1 protein-coding gene and 1 pseudogene are annotated in these 18,209 nt (G+C 69.8%); both read right to left on the bottom strand.

The window, feature by feature from the left end:
- Positions 1–294: 294 nt before the first annotated feature.
- Positions 295–7,938 (bottom strand): annotated as a pseudogene (locus tag KXD96_RS14665) (amino acid adenylation domain-containing protein); the annotation flags it as partial.
- On the bottom strand, positions 7,935–18,179 hold the full coding sequence (locus tag KXD96_RS14660) for a non-ribosomal peptide synthetase (RefSeq protein ID WP_260736594.1): 10,245 nt from the start codon (positions 18,177–18,179) through the stop codon (positions 7,935–7,937). The pseudogene KXD96_RS14665 and the gene KXD96_RS14660, both read right to left, overlap by 4 nt.
- Positions 18,180–18,209: the final 30 nt, after the last annotated feature.

The following is an 18,209-nucleotide window of genomic DNA, read 5'->3' as shown; positions in this document are numbered from 1 at the left end:
TATCGGACCGCGGCCCGTTGCTGCCCACGTCGACTAAGTAGATAGACCTGCGGTTGTCGTCACGAACAGCCCGACGCACACAGTTTCTCCACCAAATTAGTCAACATAAACGCAACAGTCGGAAACGTTAGTAGACGGCAAGAATGTGCGCTAGGGGTTTCTAAAAAGTCCCAGCTACCTATCAGGACTCCTGTAACCGGGGCTCAAAAGATACGGGGAGGATGGTTTGTCGCCGAAACCGCGCATGCGGTTCGGGACGGCCCGCGTGGGACCGTCCCGAACCAAGTGGGTGTGCTAGAGCAGCCCGAGCAACTGCAGGTCGGTCACGCACTTGACGATCACCGCCGGGGAGATGTGCGGGATGTCGTTGTCGGCGCCGATCTTGGCTTCCTGCACCGCGGCGCGGAATCGGTCGGTCGGGGCGAACGACCCACTGGCAGGCTCGGGCGCCTGCAGTTGGTTGTAGCCCGGGACCTGCAACATCTGCAGCACCGAGTGCTTGCGCTGCCGCTCGGGCAAGTCGCGCAGCGCGGCCTCGAACCGCTGCAGCCACTCGCCGAAGTCGTCGATCCGCTCGATCGGGTAGCCGGCCTCGATCAACCAGTCGACGTACTCGTCGATGCCGATGCCGTCGTCGTGCGGGTTCATCACGTGATACGTCTCGAACCCTTCCATCACCTGCCCGCCCAGCGTGGTGATCGCCTCGGCGACGAACTCCACCGGCAGCGCGTCGAAGTGCGAACGCTGCCGGTTGCCGTCGGCGTCCAGCTGATAGAACGACCGGGGCGCGATGCCGGTGGCCACCAGGCTCAGCACCATGCGGGTGAACATGTCCGACAGGTTGAACTGGCCCGCGTAGCTGACGTCGGACAGGATCATGTCGGAGCGGAACACCGAGACCGGCAGCCCGCACAGGTCATGCGCCTCGCGCAGCAACACCTCGCCGGCCCACTTGCTGTTGCCGTAGCCGTTGGCGTAGCTGCCGTCGATCTTGCGGATCGGGCTGATCACCCGGATGTCGGCGTCCTCGGTGAACACCTCCGGGTCGATCTGGCGGCCCACGTCGGAGGTGGACACGTACGCGTACGGCTTCAGCCTGGTCGTCAGCGCCAACCGGATGAGCTCGGCGGTGCCCGCGACGTTGGGCCCGAACATCTCGCTGTAGGGCAGCACGCCGTTGACCAGGGCCGCGGAGTCGACGATCAGGTCGACGGTGTCGGCCAGCCGCTGCCACGTCCCCTCGTCGAGACCCAGGTCGGCCTGACCCTTGTCGCCGGCGATGACCTCCAGATGGCCGTCGGCCAGCTCCCGGAAATACCGCAGCAACTGCGGGTCACCGCTGTCGAACGTCTTCTCCAGCCGCTGCCGCGCCTCCTCGTCGGAGCCGGCCCGCACCAGACAGATCAGCTTGCCCTCGACCAGCTCCAGCTGCTCGAGCCACTGCAACGCCAGATAACGCCCCAGGAAACCGGTCGCCCCGGTCAACAGGACCGTCCGCACCTCCGAGCTCGGCCCGGGCAGCGCGGGCGCGGCGCTCAGCGTCTCGGCGCCGATGAACTTGTCCAGCGTCAGATCGCTGGCGTAGATCTGGGTGGCGTCGTGTCCGTGCACGGACGCGAAGCTCGGCCCGTCGCCCCCGACTTCGTCCGCGCGGCTGGCGTCGCTTTCCGCCCGCTAGGCGAGGCGGCGCACCGACGGCGCCTCGAACAAGCTGCGCACCGACAGGTTGGCGTCCAGGGCGGTGTTGATCTCGGCGACCGCCCGCATCGCGGAAAGCGAATCGCCGCCGAGGTCGAAGAACGAGTCTTCCACCGAAACGCGCTGCAACCCGAGCACGCGGCCGTAGACGTCGGCCAGGGTCTCTTCCACGGCGGTGGCCGGGGCGCGGTATTCACCACCGGCCTTCTGGTATTCGGGGGCGGGCAGAGCCCGCTTGTCGAGCTTGCCGTTGACGGTCAAGGGCAGCGCGTCCAGCACCACCACCGCGACCGGCACCATGTAGGCCGGCAGCCGCTCGCCCAACTGGGCGCGGATCTCGGCCGGGTCCGCGGTCCCGGTGATGTAACCGACCAGCCGCTTGTCCCCGGGGCGGTCCTCGCGGGCGATCACCGCCGCCTGCTCGACCCCGTCCAGACCGGCCAGGGCCGCCTGGATTTCGCCGAGCTCGATGCGGTAGCCACGGATCTTGACCTGCTCGTCGACGCGGCCCAGGTACTGCAGCTGGCCGTCGGCGCCCCAGCGCACCAGGTCCCCGGTGCGGTACATGCGCGCACCGGGCGCCCCGAACGGGCACGCCACAAACCGTGACGCCGTCAGACCCGAGCGGCGCGCATAGCCGCACGCCACGCCGCGACCGGCGATGTACAGCTCGCCGACGACGCCCTCCGGCGCCGGCCGCAGCCACTTGTCCAGAACGAACAACGCCGCGCCCGGCACCGGGGCACCGATCGGCGCGCCCGTGTCCGCGTTCAGCGGTGCGCTCATCGCCGCGTAGACCGTGCCCTCGGTCGGGCCGTAGGCGTTGATCATCACCCGGCCCGGCGCCCACTTCTCCACTACCTCGGACGGGCACGCCTCACCGGCCACCACCAGGGCCATCGAGTCCAGCCCCTCCGGGGAGAGCATCCCCACCGCCGACGGGGTCTGGCTAAGCACGGTGACGTTCTCCGCGACCAGTAACGCGTGCAGGTCCTTCGGGGAACCGGCCACCGACTCGGGCACCACGACCAGCCGGCCGCCGTGCAACAGCGCGCCGAAGATCTCGTGGACCGAGACGTCGAAGACCAAGGAATGCCACTGCGCCCACACGCCCGGGTCCGGCAGGTCGGCGTGCAGCTTCTCGAGCAGCTGGGTGGCGTTGGCGTGCGTGACCGCCACGCCCTTCGGGACACCCGTGGTGCCGGACGTGTAGATCAGGTACGCGATGTCGTCGGGCGCCGGCCCCGGCAACGCCGTGGCGGGTTGGGCGTCCAGCGGCGCGTCGTCGACGTCGACGACCAACAGGTCGGAGCCGTCCAGCCGCGACCGCAGGTCGGCGGTCGTGACCGCGGCGACCGGGGTGGCGTCGGCAAGCACGAACTCGATCCGCGCCGCCGGGACCGCGGGGTCGATCGGCAGATACGCCGCCCCGGTCTTGAGCACGGCCAGGATCGACACGATCGCCTCGGCCGACCGGGACAACAGCAACGCGACGCTTTCGCCCGGCCCCGCGCCATGCTCGGCGAGCAGGTGGGCCAACCGGTTCGCGGCCTCGTCGAGCTCCCGATAGGTCATCGAGCGGCCCTCGAACGTCAGCGCCACCGCCTCGGGTGTGCGGGCCACCTGCTTGGCGAACAACGACGGGAGGGACGCCGTCGCGCGCACCGGCGCGGTCAACACCGCCCGGTTGCCCCACTCGTCCAGGCGGGCGCGCTCATCGTCGTCCAAGACGTCCAGCGACGACAGCCGCTGGCTGGAGTCGGCGGTCATGCCCGCCAGCACCCGCTGGAACCGCTCGACCAGCGACTCGACCCCGGCCGTGTCGAACACGCTGGTGTCGAACTCGACACGCAGGCCCAGTTCACGGCCCGGCAGCGCCATGACCGAAAGCGGGTAGTGGTTGTACTCGCGGTTGGTGACGTCGGTGATCGCCAGCTCGTGGAAGCCCAGCGGCACACTGGTGTCGATCGGGTAGTTCTCATACAGGAACAGCGTGTCGAACAGCAGGTCGTGGCCGGTGAGGTGGTGAATCTCGTTCAGCGCCAGGTGCTCGTGCTCGATCGTGTTGTTGTGCGCGGTCTGCAGCTGCTGCAGCAGTTCGGCCACGGTGGTTGCCGCGGTGACGTGGGCGCGCACCGGCACCGTGTTGATCAACAAGCCGACCATCGACTCGGCGTCGACCAGGTCGCCCGGGCGGCCGGAGACCGCGGTGCCGAAGGCCACGTCCTGCTGGCCGGTCAGCCGCATCAGCAGCTGCGCCCAGGCGGCCTGCAGCACGGTGTTGATTGTGGTGTGGCACGACCGGGCGAGGTCGCCCAGCGCCCGCGTGGTCTCCGCGGGAAGCCGGTACGACTCGACGGCGCGCCGTCCGAGGCTCAGCCGGGCCGGCGGACCGACCAAGGTCGGGGTGTCGAACCCGGCCATCACCTCGGCCCAGGCCGCGCGGGCGGCCGTACGGTCCTGGGCCGCCAGCCAGGTCAAGTAGCTGCGGTAGGACGCGGGCGCGGGCAACCGCTCCCCGTAGTAGCTGGTCAGGATCTCGCGCAGCATGATCGGCAGCGACCACCCATCCATGACGATGTGGTGGTTGGTGAGCACGAACCGGTGCCGGTTGTCGGCTGTGCGGATCAGCGCGGCCCGGAAGGCCGGCCGGTTGGCGAGGTCGCTGACCGCCGCGCGCTCGGCGGCGCAGAGCTGTTCGATCTTCGCCTCGGGGTCCAGGTCTTCCGCGCCGAGCTGGATGTATCGCCACGCCATCACCGGGTCGGCCGGAATCACCTGCACCGGCTCGCCGAACTGGGGGCAGAATCGGGCCGCCAGGTTGGGGTGCCGGTTGACGACGGTGTGGACGGCCTCGCGCAACCGGTGCGCGTCGAGCGCACCCGTGACGGTGATGCCGAGCTGCACCGCGTACACGTCGTCGCCGGGGTCGTGCGCGAAGCTGGCGTGGAAGAGCAGCCCCTGCTGCAGCGGGGTCAGCGGCAGCACGTCGGCGACCGCGTATTGCTGGCACAGGTCGTCGAGCTGCTGCTGGCTCAGCCGGGCGGGCGCGATGTCCGACGGGGTAATCCCGCCGCCGCCACTGCGCACGTGCGCGCAGATCCCGGCCAGGGCCTCGAACCACAACTGGCTCAACCGGCTGACCTGCTCGTGGTCCAGCGCCGAGGGCGCCCACGTCCAGTTGGCCTGCAGGTGCGGGCCGGCCTCGGTGTCCATCGTCCCGGCGTTGAGGTCGACGGTGTGCATCAACGGCATGGGTAGCGCCGCGCTGGCGGCGCCGGTGAACGACAGACTGTCTTGGCTGATCCGCCACATCTCGCCGGGGAGATCCGCCGCCGCACCCAGCCGTCCCAGGTAGTTGAACCCGATCACCGGGTCCGCCCCATCCAGGTCGACCTCGGTGTTGACATACCGCAGCAAGCCGTAGGTCAGCGGGTCCGGCAGGGCGCGCAGCTGTTCCTTGGCCTTCTTGACCAGCACCCCGAGCGCGGGGTCGCCCGCCATCACCTGCGTCCAGTCCAGTTCGCCGACGGTCAGCGCGATCGGGTACTTGGTGGTGAACCAGCCCACGGTGCGCGACAGGTCGACGTGCGGGCCCAGTTCCTCGTGGCGGCCGTGGCCCTCGACGTCGATGCCGATCGGCGCGCCGGTGCCTACGAACCGCGCCCAGGCCAACCCGAACGCGATCAACAGGATGTCTTGCACCCCGGCGCGGAACGCCGCGGGCACCTCGCCCAGCAACGACCGGGTGGTCTCGACATCCAGCGACACCGACAGCTGCTTGGCCGTCTCGTAGGTGTCGACGTCCGGGCGCACCGCGGGCAACAACGCCGGGGTCGACGCGACTTCCCGCCACGCCTCGGCCGTGGCGACGACCTCGGGGCGCTGGGCATGCTCCTCCAGCATCGCCGACCACCGGGCGAACGACGTCCCGCCCGTCGGCAACACCATCGGCTGGCCGCTGTGATGCTGCGCCCAGGCAATGTTCAAGTCTTCCAACAGGATTCGCCACGACACGCCGTCGACGGCCAGGTGGTGAATGATCAGCGCCAACTGGGCCGTGGATTCCGCCCACACCGCGCGGAGCATGATTCCCGCGGCGGGGTTCAGCTGCGAGCGCGCCGCGACCAGCGCCGCATCCGACAGCGTGTCGACTGTGTGCAGGCAAGTGGCGGCCTCGACCGCGCCGACCTCGGGCACGTGCAGAGACCAGCCGCCGGCGCCATCGTCGTCGACCTGCAGCCGCAGGGTGGCGTGCCGGTCCAGCAGCGACTGCAGCACCACCTGCACGTCGTCGCGGGTTACGCCCGCGGGGGCCTGCACCACCATGGTCTGGTTGAACTGGTCGATCGGGCCCTCGACCTGCTGCAGCCAGCGGATGATCGGGGTCGCGGCCACCGGCCCGACGCCCTCGTCGACCACGTCGTCGTCCGACGCGACCCCGGCCACCCGGGCCAGCCGGGCCACCGTCTGCTCGACGAAGACGTCGCGCGGGCGGCAGACCACACCGGCCGCGCGGGCGCGGGCCACCACCTGCATGGACAGGATGCTGTCGCCGCCGAGGTCGAAGAAGGAGTCGTCGACGCCCACCCGCTCAAGCCCGAGGACCTGGGCGTAGATGGCGGCCAGGGTTTCTTCGACGGCCGTGGTGGGTGCGCGGTATTCACCGTTTGTCTTCTGGTACTCGGGGGCGGGCAGGGCGCGCTTGTCGAGCTTGCCGTTGACCGTCAACGGCAGCGCGTCCAGCACCACGACGGCCGCGGGCACCATGTAGCTGGGCAGCCGCTCGCCGAGCTGAGTGCGGATCTCGGCCGGGTCGGCGGTTCCGGTGATGTACCCGACCAGGCGCTTGTCGCCGGGACGGTCCTCGCGGGCGATCACCACCGCCTGCTCGACGCCGTCCAGGCCGGCCAGCGCCGCCTGGATCTCGCCGAGCTCGATGCGGTAGCCGCGGATCTTCACCTGTTCGTCGGCGCGGCCCAGGTACTGCAGCTGACCGTCGACGCCCCAGCGCACCAGGTCCCCGGTGCGATACATCCGCGTCCCCGGCGCCCCGAACGGGCACGCAATGAACCGCGATGCCGTCAGGCCCGGCCTGCGCACGTACCCCGAGGCCACGCCGCGACCGGCGATGTACAGCTCGCCGACGACGCCCTCCGGCGCCGGGCGCAACCACTTGTCCAGGACGAACAGCGCGGCACCCGGCACGGGCGAGCCGATCGGCGCCCCCGACTCGGCGCTCAGCGGCGCGCTCATCGACGCGTACACCGTGCCTTCGGTCGGGCCGTAGGCGTTGATCATCACCCGGCCCGGCGCCCACTTGTCCACCACCTCGGACGGGCAGGCCTCGCCCGCGACGATCAGCGCCGTCGAATTCAGTCCGTCCGGCGAGAGCATCCCCACCGCCGACGGGGTCTGGCACAACACCGTGACCTTCTGCGCGACCAGCAACGCGTGCAGGTCGTCCGGCGATCCGGCCACCTGCTCGGGCACCACGACCAGGCGCCCGCCGTGCAACAGCGGACCCCAGATCTCCCACACCGAGACGTCGAAGACCAGCGAATGCCACTGCGACCAGACACCCGCCTCGGGCAGGTCAGCGGGCAGTTCCTTCAACAACTGGGTCACGTTCTGGTGAGTGACCGCCACACCCTTCGGGGTACCGGTCGTGCCCGAGGTGTAGATCATGTACGCGATGTCCTCGGGGGCCGGCCCCGGCAGCCCCGAGCTGGGCTGTTCGGCCACCGCGGGGTCGTCGACGTCGACGACCGGCAAGTCGAAACCGTCCAGCCGCGAGCGCAGCTTGTCCGTGGTGACCGCGGCGACCGGCGCCGCATCGCCGAGCATGAACTCCATCCGCGCCGCGGGGACCGCGGGGTCGATCGGCAGATACGCCGCCCCGGTCTTGAGGATCGCCAGGATGGACACGATCGCCTCGGCCGACCGGGACAACAGCAACGCAACGCTTTCACCCGGGCGCGCGCCATGGTCGGCCAGCAGGTGGGCCAACCGGTTCGCGGCCTCGTCGAGCTCCTGGTAAGTCATCGAGCGGCCCTCGAACGTCAGGGCCGGGGCCTCCGGTACGCGGGCGACCTGCTTGGCGAACAACGCCGGAATCGAGACAGCCGAGGTCACCGGCGCGGTCAATACCGCCCGGTTACCCCACTCGTCGAGGCGGTCGTGTTCGCCGCCATCGAGCAAGTCGATCGATAACAATCGCCGCCCTGCGCCGACGGTCATGACTGCTCCTCCACATCTGCGGTCATGGCTTCCAGCACGCGCCGGAACCGCTCGATCAACCTCTCGATTCTGCCCTTGTCGAAGACTTCTGTATCGAATTCGACGCGAAGACCCAGTTCGTGACCCGGCACGGCCTGCACCGAGAGCGGGTAGTGGTTGTATTCGCGGTTGGTGAAGCCATCGATGGCCAGTTCATCGACGGCCGACAGGGCGGCGGTGTCGATCGGATAGTTCTCGTACACGAACATGGTGTCGAACAATTGGTCGTGTCCCGTTACACGATGGATATCGTTCAGCGCCAAATGCTGGTGCTCGAGCGTGTCGTTGTAGGCGCTCTGCAGCTGGTTCAGCAGGTCGGCGATCGTGGTTTCCGGGCCGATGGTCGCCCGCACCGGGACCGTGTTGATGAGCAGCCCGATCATCTGGTCCGAACCGGCCAGGTCGGTCGGCCGGCCCGAGACCGCGGTGCCGAAGGTCACGTCGTGCTGGCCGGTCAGCCACATCAGCAGTTGCGCCCAGGCGGCCTGCAGCACGGTGCTGACGGTGGTGTGGCACGACCGGGCCAGTTCGCCCAGCGCCCGCGTCGTCTCCGCCGACACCTGGAAGGAGGACACGGCCCGCGGGCCCAGGCTCATCCGACCGGGCAGTCCGACCAACGTGGGGGTTTCGAACCCGGCGAGCACCCGCCGCCACGCCGCCTGGGCGGCGCCGCGGTCCTGCGCGGCCAGCCAGGCGACGAACTTGCGGTACGGGACGGGGGCGGGTAGCTGCACCCCGTAGTACGCGGCGAAAATCTCTTGCAGCAGAAGCGGTTTCGACCAGCCGTCGAGCACGATGTGGTGGTTGGTCAGCACGAACCGGTGCCGGTTGTCGGCGGTGCGGATCAGCGCGGCCCGGAACGGCGGACGGTCCGCCAGCTCGCACACCGCGGCGCGTTCGCCTGCGCAGAGCTGCTGGATCTGCTCCTCGGGTTCGACGTCTTGGGCGTCGAGTTCGACGAAATGCCACGCCACCGCGGGATCGGCCGAGAGCACCTGCACGGGCTCGCCGAAGTCTTCCAGGAAGTGCGCCACCACGTTGGGATGCCGCTTGATCACCGTGTGCACCGCGTCGCGTAACCGATGCGGGTCCAGGGCTCCGCTCAGGGTGATGTCCAGCTGCACCGCGTACAGGTCGTCGCTGCCGTGCGCGCTGCCAGTGTGGAACAGCAGGCCCTGCTGCAGCGGGGTCAACGGCAACACGTCGGCGATCGGGTAGCGCTGGCACAGCTCGTCGATGTCTTGCTGGGTCAACCGCGCGGGCGTGAGATCCGACGGCGTCAGCCCGCCCCCACCGTTGCGGACGTGGCTGCAGATGCCGCTCAGGGCGTCGAACCACAACTCGCTCAGCCGGCCCACCTGGCCCTCGTCGAGCGCCGAGCGCGCCCAGGTCCAGTTGGCCTGCAACAGCGGACCGGAGGCGGTGTCCAGGGTGCCCGCGTTGAGCTCGACGGTGTGGGGCAACGGCATCGGCACCGCCGTCGCCGCGCCGGCCGTCGCCAGGCTGTCCTGGTCGAGCCGCCACAGCTCGCTGGACAGCTCGGCCGCGCCGCCCAGCCGGCCGAGGTAGTTGAACCCGATCACCGGGTCCGACCCGTCCAGGTCCACGTCGGCGTTCAGGTAGCGCAGCAGCCCGTAGCTCAGCGCGTCCGGCAGGGCGCGCAGCTGCTCCTTGGCGTCCTTGACCAGCGCCCCCAGCTCAGCCTCACCGGCGACGACCTGGCCCCAGGACAACCCGCCCATCTGCAACGCGACCGGGTACTTGGTGGTGAACCAGCCCACCGTGCGGGACAGGTCCACGTGCGGGCCCAGTTCCTCGTGGCGGCCGTGGCCCTCGACGTCGATGCCGATCGGCGCGCCGGTGCCCACAAACTGCGCCCAGGCCAATCCGAACGCGATCAACAGGATGTCTTGCACCCCGGCGTGGAACGCCGCGGGTACCTCGCCCAGCAACAACCGCGTGGTGTCGGTGTCCAGCGACACCGACAGCTGTCCCGCACTGACGTAGGTGTCGATGTCGGGCCGCACCGCCGGCAACGGCGCCGGGGTCGACGCGATCTGCCGCCACGCCTCGGCCGTGTCGACGACCTCGGGGCGCTGGGCGTGCTCCGCCAGCAGTGACGACCACCGGGCGAACGACATCCCGCCCACCGGCAGCGCCACCGGCTGCCCGCTGTGATGCTGGGCCCAGGCAATGTTCAAGTCTTCCAACAGGATTCGCCAGGACACCCCGTCGACTGCCAGGTGGTGAATGATCAACGCCAGCTGGCCGGTGGCGGGCACCCACACCGCCCGCAGCATCGCGCCGCTGGCCGGGTTCAGCTGCGAGCACGCCGCCGCCAGCGCCGCGTCCGACAACGCCTCGACGGTGTGCACGCAGCCGCCGGCGTCCACCACGCCGACCTCAGGCACCCGCAGCGACCACCCGCCCGCGCCGTCGTCGTCGACCCGCAGCCGCAGCATCGCGTGCCGATCCAGCAAAGCCTGCAGGACCGCCACCACGTCGGCTTCGCTCACCCCGGCCGGGGCCTGCACCACCATGGTCTGGTTGAACTGCTCGACCGGGCCGTCGACGCTCTGCAGCCAGCGCATGATCGGGGTCGCGACCACCGGCCCGATGCCCTCGTCGACCACGTCGTCCTCGGTGGCCACGCCGGCCACCCGGGCCAGCCGCGCCACCGTCTGCTCGACGAAGATGTCGCGCGGGCGGCACACCACGCCGGCCGCGCGGGCGCGCGCGACGACCTGCATCGACAGGATGCTGTCGCCGCCGAGGTCGAAGAAGGAGTCGTCGATGCCGACCCGCTCGACGCCCAGCACCTGCGCGTAGATGCCGGCCAGGATCTCCTCGACGGCCGTGCTCGGCGCGCGGTAGTGATCGGCGTCTTGGTATTCGGGTGCCGGCAGCGCGCGGGTGTCGAGTTTGCCGTTGACCGTCAACGGCAGCGCCTCGAGCACCACCACCGCGGTGGGCACCATGTAGGTCGGCAGCCGCTCGCCGAGCTGGTTGCGAATCTCGGCCGGGTCGGCGGTTCCGGTCACGTAGCCCACCAGCCGCTTGTCACCGGGGCGGTCCTCACGGGCGATCACGGCCGCCTCGTTGACGCCGTCCAGCGCGGCAAGGGCCGCATGCACCTCGCCGAGCTCGATGCGGTAGCCGCGGATCTTGACCTGCTCGTCGGCCCGCCCCATGTACTGCAACTGGCCGTCGGCACCCCACCGCACCAGGTCCCCGGTGCGGTACATGCGCGCGCCGGAACCGCCGAACGGGCACGCCACGAATCGCGTCGCCGAAAGTCCGGACCGGCCCACGTATCCGTACGCGAGCCCCCGGCCGGCCACGTACAGCTCGCCGACCACGCCCTCGGGCACCGGCCGCAGCCACCCGTCCAGGACGAAGAAGCCCAGGTGGGCCAGCGGCACGCCGATCGGGCTGGTGTTGCTGGCCACGTCGCCGTCGACGATCTCCCGGAACGAGGCGTGCACCGTGGTCTCGGTGATCCCATACATATTGATCAGCCGCGGCAGCCCCGGATGGTTGTGCAGCCACTTGCCCAACCGGTGCGGCTCGAGCGCCTCCCCACCGAACACCACGGTCTGCAGCTTCAGCTGCTGGCCCAGCTCGGGCGCCAGCGAATCCGCGGTTTGCAGCGCGTAGAACGCCGACGGCGTCTGGCTGAGCACGCTGACCTGTTCGCGGACCAGCATGGCGTGCAACTCTTCCGGGGAGCGCACCACCGCGTCCGGCACGATCACCAGCCGGCCGCCGTACAGCAGCGATCCGAAGATCTCCCACACCGAGAAGTCGAAGGCCAGCGAGTGGGCCTGCGTCCACACCTGTCCCAGCGCCAGCTGCGCGTCCAGGGACTCCAGCAGCTGGGTGACGTTGCGGTGCGGCACGGCCACGCCCTTGGGCGTGCCGGTGGTCCCGGAGGTGTAGATGATGTAGGCGACGTTGTCCGCACCCGGCGCGGGCAGCCCGCCGCCGGACTGGGATGCGACGGCCGGGTCGTCGAAATCGATGATCTCCAGGTTCGACCCGTCCAGCCGCGAGCGCACCTCCGCGGTGGTGACCGCGGCGATCGGCGCGGCGTCGGCGAGCACGAACTCGATGCGCGCCGCCGGCACCGTCGGGTCGACCGGAACGTAGGCCGCCCCGGTCTTGAGCACCGCCAGGATCGCCACGACGGCCTCGGACGTCCTGGGGAACAGCACCGCCACGCGCTCCCCCGGGCCGGCGCCCCGGCTCACCAGCAGGTGCGCCAACCGGTTAGCGGATTCCTCGACCTCGCCGTACGTCCAGGAACGTTCGCCGTTGGTGATCGCCACCGCCTCCGGGGCGCGGGCCGCCTGCGCGGCGAACAGCTCGGGAATCGAGACCAGCTTGGGCGCCGACTCGGCCAGCACGCCCCGGTGGCCCCACTCGTCGAGCCGGTCGTGCTCGGCGGCGTCGACCAGGTCGATCGAGGACAGGCGGCGGGAGGGATCGGCGGTCATGGCGACCATCACCTGCTGGAACCGCTGGATCAGCGTGTCGATGGTGGCGGCGTCGAAAACCTCGGTGTCGAATTCGACGCGAAGGCTCAGTTCGTGACCCGGGGAGGCCACGACCGACAGCGGGTAGTGGTTGTATTCCCGGCTGCTGAAGTCGGTGACGGCCAGCTCGTGGACGCCCAACAGCGCGCCCGCGTCGATCGGATAGTTCTCGTAGAGGAAGAGGGTGTCGAACAGTTGGTCGTGACCGGTGACGCGGTGGATCTCGGGCAGCGCCAGGTGCTCGTAGTCGACGGTGTCGTTGTGCAGGCGCTGCAGTTGCTCCAGTAGCTCGGCGACGGTGGTCGTGGCGGTGACGGTCGCCCGCACCGGCACCGTGTTGATCAGCAGGCCGACCATCGCGTCGGCGGCGGGCAGTTCGTGGGGCCGCCCCGAGACGGCGGTGCCGAAGGCCACGTCATGCTGGCCGGTCAGCCACGTCAGCAGCTGCGTCCATGCGCCCTGCAGCACGGTGCTGATGGTGGTGCGGCACGAGCGCGCCAGCTCGCCGAGCGCCCGCGTGGTGTCGGCGGGCACGTGGAAGGCGGCGACGCCGCGCGGTCCGATCTGTCCGAGGGGACCCACCAGCGTGGGGGTCTCGAAACCGGCCAGCGCCCGGGCCCACGCCGCCTGCGCGGCGGCGCGGTCCTGATTGGTCAGCCAGGTGACGAAGTTGCGGTACGACGGGGCGGCGGGCAGCCGCTCGCCGTAGTAGCTGGCGAACACTTCCTGCAGCAGGATGGGCAGCGACCAACCGTCCACCACGATGTGGTGAATGGTCAGCACGAACCGGTGCCGGTCGGGCGCCGTGCGGATCAGGGCGGCCCGGAACGTCGGCTTGTCGGCCAGGTCGCACACCGCGGCGCGTTCCTCGGCGCACAGCTGCTCGACCTGCGCGTCGACATTGCCGGCGTCCAGTTCGGCGTAGCGCCATGCCATTTGGGGATCGGCCGGGATGACCTGCACCGGCTCGCCGAAGTCTTCGGAGAACCGGGCGACCAGGTTGGGGTGCCGCTTGACGGCGGTGTGCACCGCCTCGCGCAGGCGCTGCGGGTCGAGGGCACCGCTGACGGTGATCCCGAGCTGTACCGCGTACAGGTCGTCGGTGTCCTGCCCGAAGGCGGTGTGGAACAGCAGGCCCTGCTGCACCGGGGTCAGCGGCAGCACGTCGGCGACGCCGCCCTGCCGGCAAAGGGCGTCGATCTGCTCCTGGCTGAGGTGCGCGGGGGCAATGTCCGACGGGGTCAGCCCGCCACCGCCGGCCCTGACGTGCGTGCAGATCCCGGCCAGCGCCTCAAACCACAACCGGCTCAACCGGTTAACGCGCTCCTGGTCCAGCGCCGACGGGGCCCACGTCCAGTTGGCCTGCAGGTGCGGGCCGGCGTCGGTGTCCATGGTGCCGGCGTTGAGCTCCACGGTGTGCGCCAGCGGCATGGGCACCGCGGTAGCCACCGCCGCCACCGCCAGGCTGTCGTGGCTGACCCGCCACAAGTCGTCGGAGAGGTCGGCGCCCGCGCCGAGCCGTCCCAGATAGTTGAACCCGATCACCGGGTCCGACCCGTCCAGGTCCACCTCGGCGTTCAGGTAGCGCAGCAGGCCGTAGGTCAGGCCGTCGGGCAGGGCGCGCAGCTGTTCCTTGGCGGCCTTGATCACCTTGCCCAGCGCGGGCTCGCCGGCCACCACCTGCGACCAGTCCAGCCGGCCGCCCTTCAGTGCGACCGGGTATTTCGTGGTGAACCAGCCGACGGTGCGCGACAAGTCCACCCGGGGAAACAGCTCTTCCTGGCGCCCGTGGCCCTCGACGTCGATGCCGATCGGCGCCGCACCGGTGCCCAGGAATTCCGCGAACGCCAGCCCGAAGGCGATCAACAGGATGTCGCCCACGCCGGCGTGGAACGCGGCCGGCACCTCACCGAGCAGGAGCCGGGTGGTCTCGACGTCTAGCGAGACGGACAGCTGACCGGCAGTCACATAGGTGTCGACGTCGGGCTGCACCGCCGGCAACGCGGCCGGGGTGGCCGCCACCTGTCGCCATTCGTCGGCCCGCGCGACTACGTCGGGGCGGTGGGCGTACTCGTCGAGAAGCGACGACCACCGGGCGAACGAGGTCCCGGGCGCGAGTAGGGCTATCGGCTGCCCGTTGTGATGCTGGGCCCACGCGATGTTGAAGTCTTCCAACAGGATTCGCCACGACACCCCGTCGACGGCCAGGTGGTGGATGATCAACGCCAGCTGGCCCGTGGACTGCGCCCATGCCGCGCTGACCATCACCCCGGCGGCCGGGTCCAACCGCGACCGCGCCTCCGCGAGCGCCTCGTCGGACAACGCGTCGACGGCGTGCACGCAGCCGCGCGCGTCCACCGCGCCGACCTCGGGCGCCTGCAGCGACCAGCCGCCCGCACCGTCGTCGTCGGCGCGCAGCCGCAGGGCGGCGTGGCGATCCAGCAATGCCTGCAGCACCGCGACAACGTCGTCCTCGGTTGCCCCGGCCGGGGCCTGCACCACCATGGTCTGGTTGAACTGCTCGATGGGGCCGTCGATGCTCTGCAGCCAGCGCATGATCGGCGTGGCCACCACCGGCCCGACGCCGTCGTCGCCCGCACCGGCCGCGCCGTCGGCCGCCACCTCGGCCACCCGGGCCAGGCGGGCCACCGACTGCTCGACGAACACGTCGCGCGGCCGGAACAGGATCCCGGCCGCCCGGGCCCGGGCCACCACCTGCATCGACAGGATGCTGTCGCCACCCAGGTCGAAGAACGAGGCGTCGACCCCGACCCGGTCCAGCCCCAGCACCTGGGCGTAGATGTCGGCCAGGACCTCCTCGACCGGGTCTTCCGGGGCCCGGTATTCGGCGGTGGCGTATTCGGGTGCGGGCAGGGCCCGCTTGTCGAGCTTGCCGTTGCCCGTCAGGGGCAGAGCCTCCAGCACCACCACCGCGGCCGGCACCATGTACGGCGGGAGGCGGTCGGCGAGTGCGGCCCGGATCGCGGCCGGATCGGCCGTCCCGGTGATGTATCCCACCAGGCGCTTGTCGCCGGGCCGGTCCTCGCGGGCGATCACGGCCGCCTGGTCCACCCCGTCGAGACCCTTGAGCACCGACTGGATTTCGCCGAGTTCGATGCGGTATCCGCGGATCTTGACCTGTTCGTCGGAGCGGCCGAAGTATTGCAGCTGCCCGTCCTCGCCCCAGCAGACCAGGTCGCCGGTGCGGTACATACGTGCGCCCGGGCCGCCGAACGGGTTGGCCACGAACCGGGAAGCCGTCAGCCCGGCGCGACGCACATAGCCGTGCCCGACGCCGCGGCCCGCGAGATAGAGCTCCCCGACCACTCCAGCCGGCACCGGCTGCAACCACTTGTCGAGCACAAACATCGCCGCGCCCGCTATCGGCGACCCGATCGGCACCACGCCGGATCCTGGGATCAGCGGCTTGCTGATCGACGCGCACACCGTGGTCTCCGTCGGGCCGTAGGCGTCGAGCATCACCCGGCCGGGCGCCGCCCACCGATCCACCACGTCGGTCGGGCAGGCTTCGCCGGCCACCACCAGCGCCGTGGACTCCAGGCCGTCGGCGGGCAACATCGCCACCGAGGACGGGGTCTGGGTGAGCACGCTGACCTTTTCGGCGATCAGCAATTCATGAAGGTCTTCCGGGGAGCTCGCCACCGACTCGGGCACCACCAGCAGCCGCCTGCCTCGCAACAGGGCGCCGAAGATCTCCCATACCGAGAAGTCGAAGGCCGAGGAATGGCACTGCGTCCACACGTTCCCCGGCGGCAGGCCGGCGTCGAGCGACTCGATCAGCCACGTGACGTTGAGATGAGGAATGGCAACGCCTTTGGGGGTTCCGGTGGTTCCGGAGGTGTAGATGATGTAGGCCGTGTTCTCTGGCGCCGGGATCGGCAGAGCCGTGCTGGGCTGGGTCTCGACGGCGGGGTCGTGCACGTCGACGACCAACAGGTCGTGCCCGTCCAACCGCGAACGCAGCTCCGCGGTAGTGATCACCGCGCTCGGCGCCGCGTCGGTCAGCACGAACTCCATGCGCGCGGCGGAGTGCGCCGGGTCGATCGGTACGTAGGCCGCACCGGTCTTGAGGACCGCGAGCATCGCCACGATCGCGTCGGTGCACCGCGGGAACATCACCGCCACGCAGTCACCGGGGCCCACCCCGTGGCCGGCCAGCAGGTGCCCGAGCCGGTTGGAGGCCTCGTCGAGTTCGGCGTACGTCAACGATTTGCCGGGACAGGTCACCGCCGTGGCCTCGGGTGACCGTTGCACGTGTTCGGCGAACGCCACCGGAATCGACACCGGGGCGGGCACCGGCGCGGTCAGGGCCGCCCGGTTGCTCCACTCGTCGAGCTTGGCCGGCTCGCCGGCGGCCAGCAGATCGATCGAGGACAGCCACCGCTCCGGGTCGGCGGTCATCTCCTCCAGCACCTGCTGCATGCGTGCCGCCAAATCGGCGACGCCGAAGTCCGCGAACGGCTGTCCGGGCCCCGCTGTGCTGAGGAAGAGCTGATCGCCGGCCCCGAGGAAGAACAGGCTGAAGTGCCCCACGGGCCCGTGGTTCGTGTACGACGCCGTGGCCGGGGAACCGGCGAGGTCCAGCGTCAGTCGCATCGGGAGGAAATTGATGCCGACCCGGTTCGCCGCCTGCCTCAGGCCGTCGCTCTCGAGGGTGTGCACGGGGAACCGCTGATGCTGCAGCAGCTCCCTGATTCGCGTGTCGACGTGTTTGCAGAAGTCGGCGACGGTGGCCGTGGGCGAGGTGTTCAGGACGAGCGGCACCACCCCGGCGAACATCCCGGGGAGTGTCTTCGACTCCTGCTTCACCCGCCGGCTCACCGGGAAGTCGAGCGCCACCTCCGAACCGCTCCCCGACCACGAGCGCACCAGGAGCGCGCACGCCGCGGTCGTGACGGAGAACCGGCGGATGCCCAGCTTCTTGGACAGCTCCTTGATCCGGGTGGTGACGGACGGATCCAACTGGACCGAGGCGGACGGCGAGTAGTGATCGCGACCGTTCGTGGTGTCGGCCGGGCGGTCAACCCATTCGCTTTCCGGCGGGAGGTTGTTGCTCCAATATGCCTTGTCTTCTTCGTAGTCGGAGGAGGCTTCGTATTCCGACTCGATGTCGACCAGATCCTGCGCCGAGCCGAAATACGCGTCAGGAATGGGCTTTCCGGCCATCATCGCGGAATAGATGGTGGAAACCCGACGGCATACCAGCGCCATGCCCAATCCGTCGATTGCTATGTGGTGGCAGCAACCGAACAAATAGAACTCGTCAGCCTGTGTCTGAAATAACACGAATTTGAACAGCTGACCGTTCAATGCCATCGGCGTGCGCTGGATCGACGACGCCATCGCCCGCGCTTCCTGCACGGGGTCCGGCAAGGACGTCAGGTCGTGGAAGGTGACCTCGACGTCCGGGTAGTCGATCGGCTTCTGGACGACTTGGCCGTCGACCTCGAAGAACGACACCCGGCCGGCCTCGGACTCCGCAACCGCCTGCGTGATCGCGCGCTGAAGGGCATCGCGATCCAGCGAACCCTCGATCTTGATCAACAGGCCAAGCTGCCACTCCGTACCGACGTAGCCCGTTTCCTGCGAAAGCCAGATGTCAAGCTGTCCGCGCGTCAGCGGAAGTGTGTGAACACCAACTCCCATCGACTCCCCCAAAGCTCCATCCGCCCCATA

This window comes from Mycobacterium sp. SMC-2, from assembly GCF_025263485.1.
GTDB lineage: Bacteria > Actinomycetota > Actinomycetes > Mycobacteriales > Mycobacteriaceae > Mycobacterium.
This window is presented reverse-complemented; position numbering and strand designations above follow the sequence as displayed.

Coding starts and splice junctions, on each gene's coding strand:
- KXD96_RS14660 (WP_260736594.1), bottom strand. CDS start 18,179: ATGGGAGTTGGTGTTCACACACTTCCGCTGACGCGCGGACAGCTTGAC.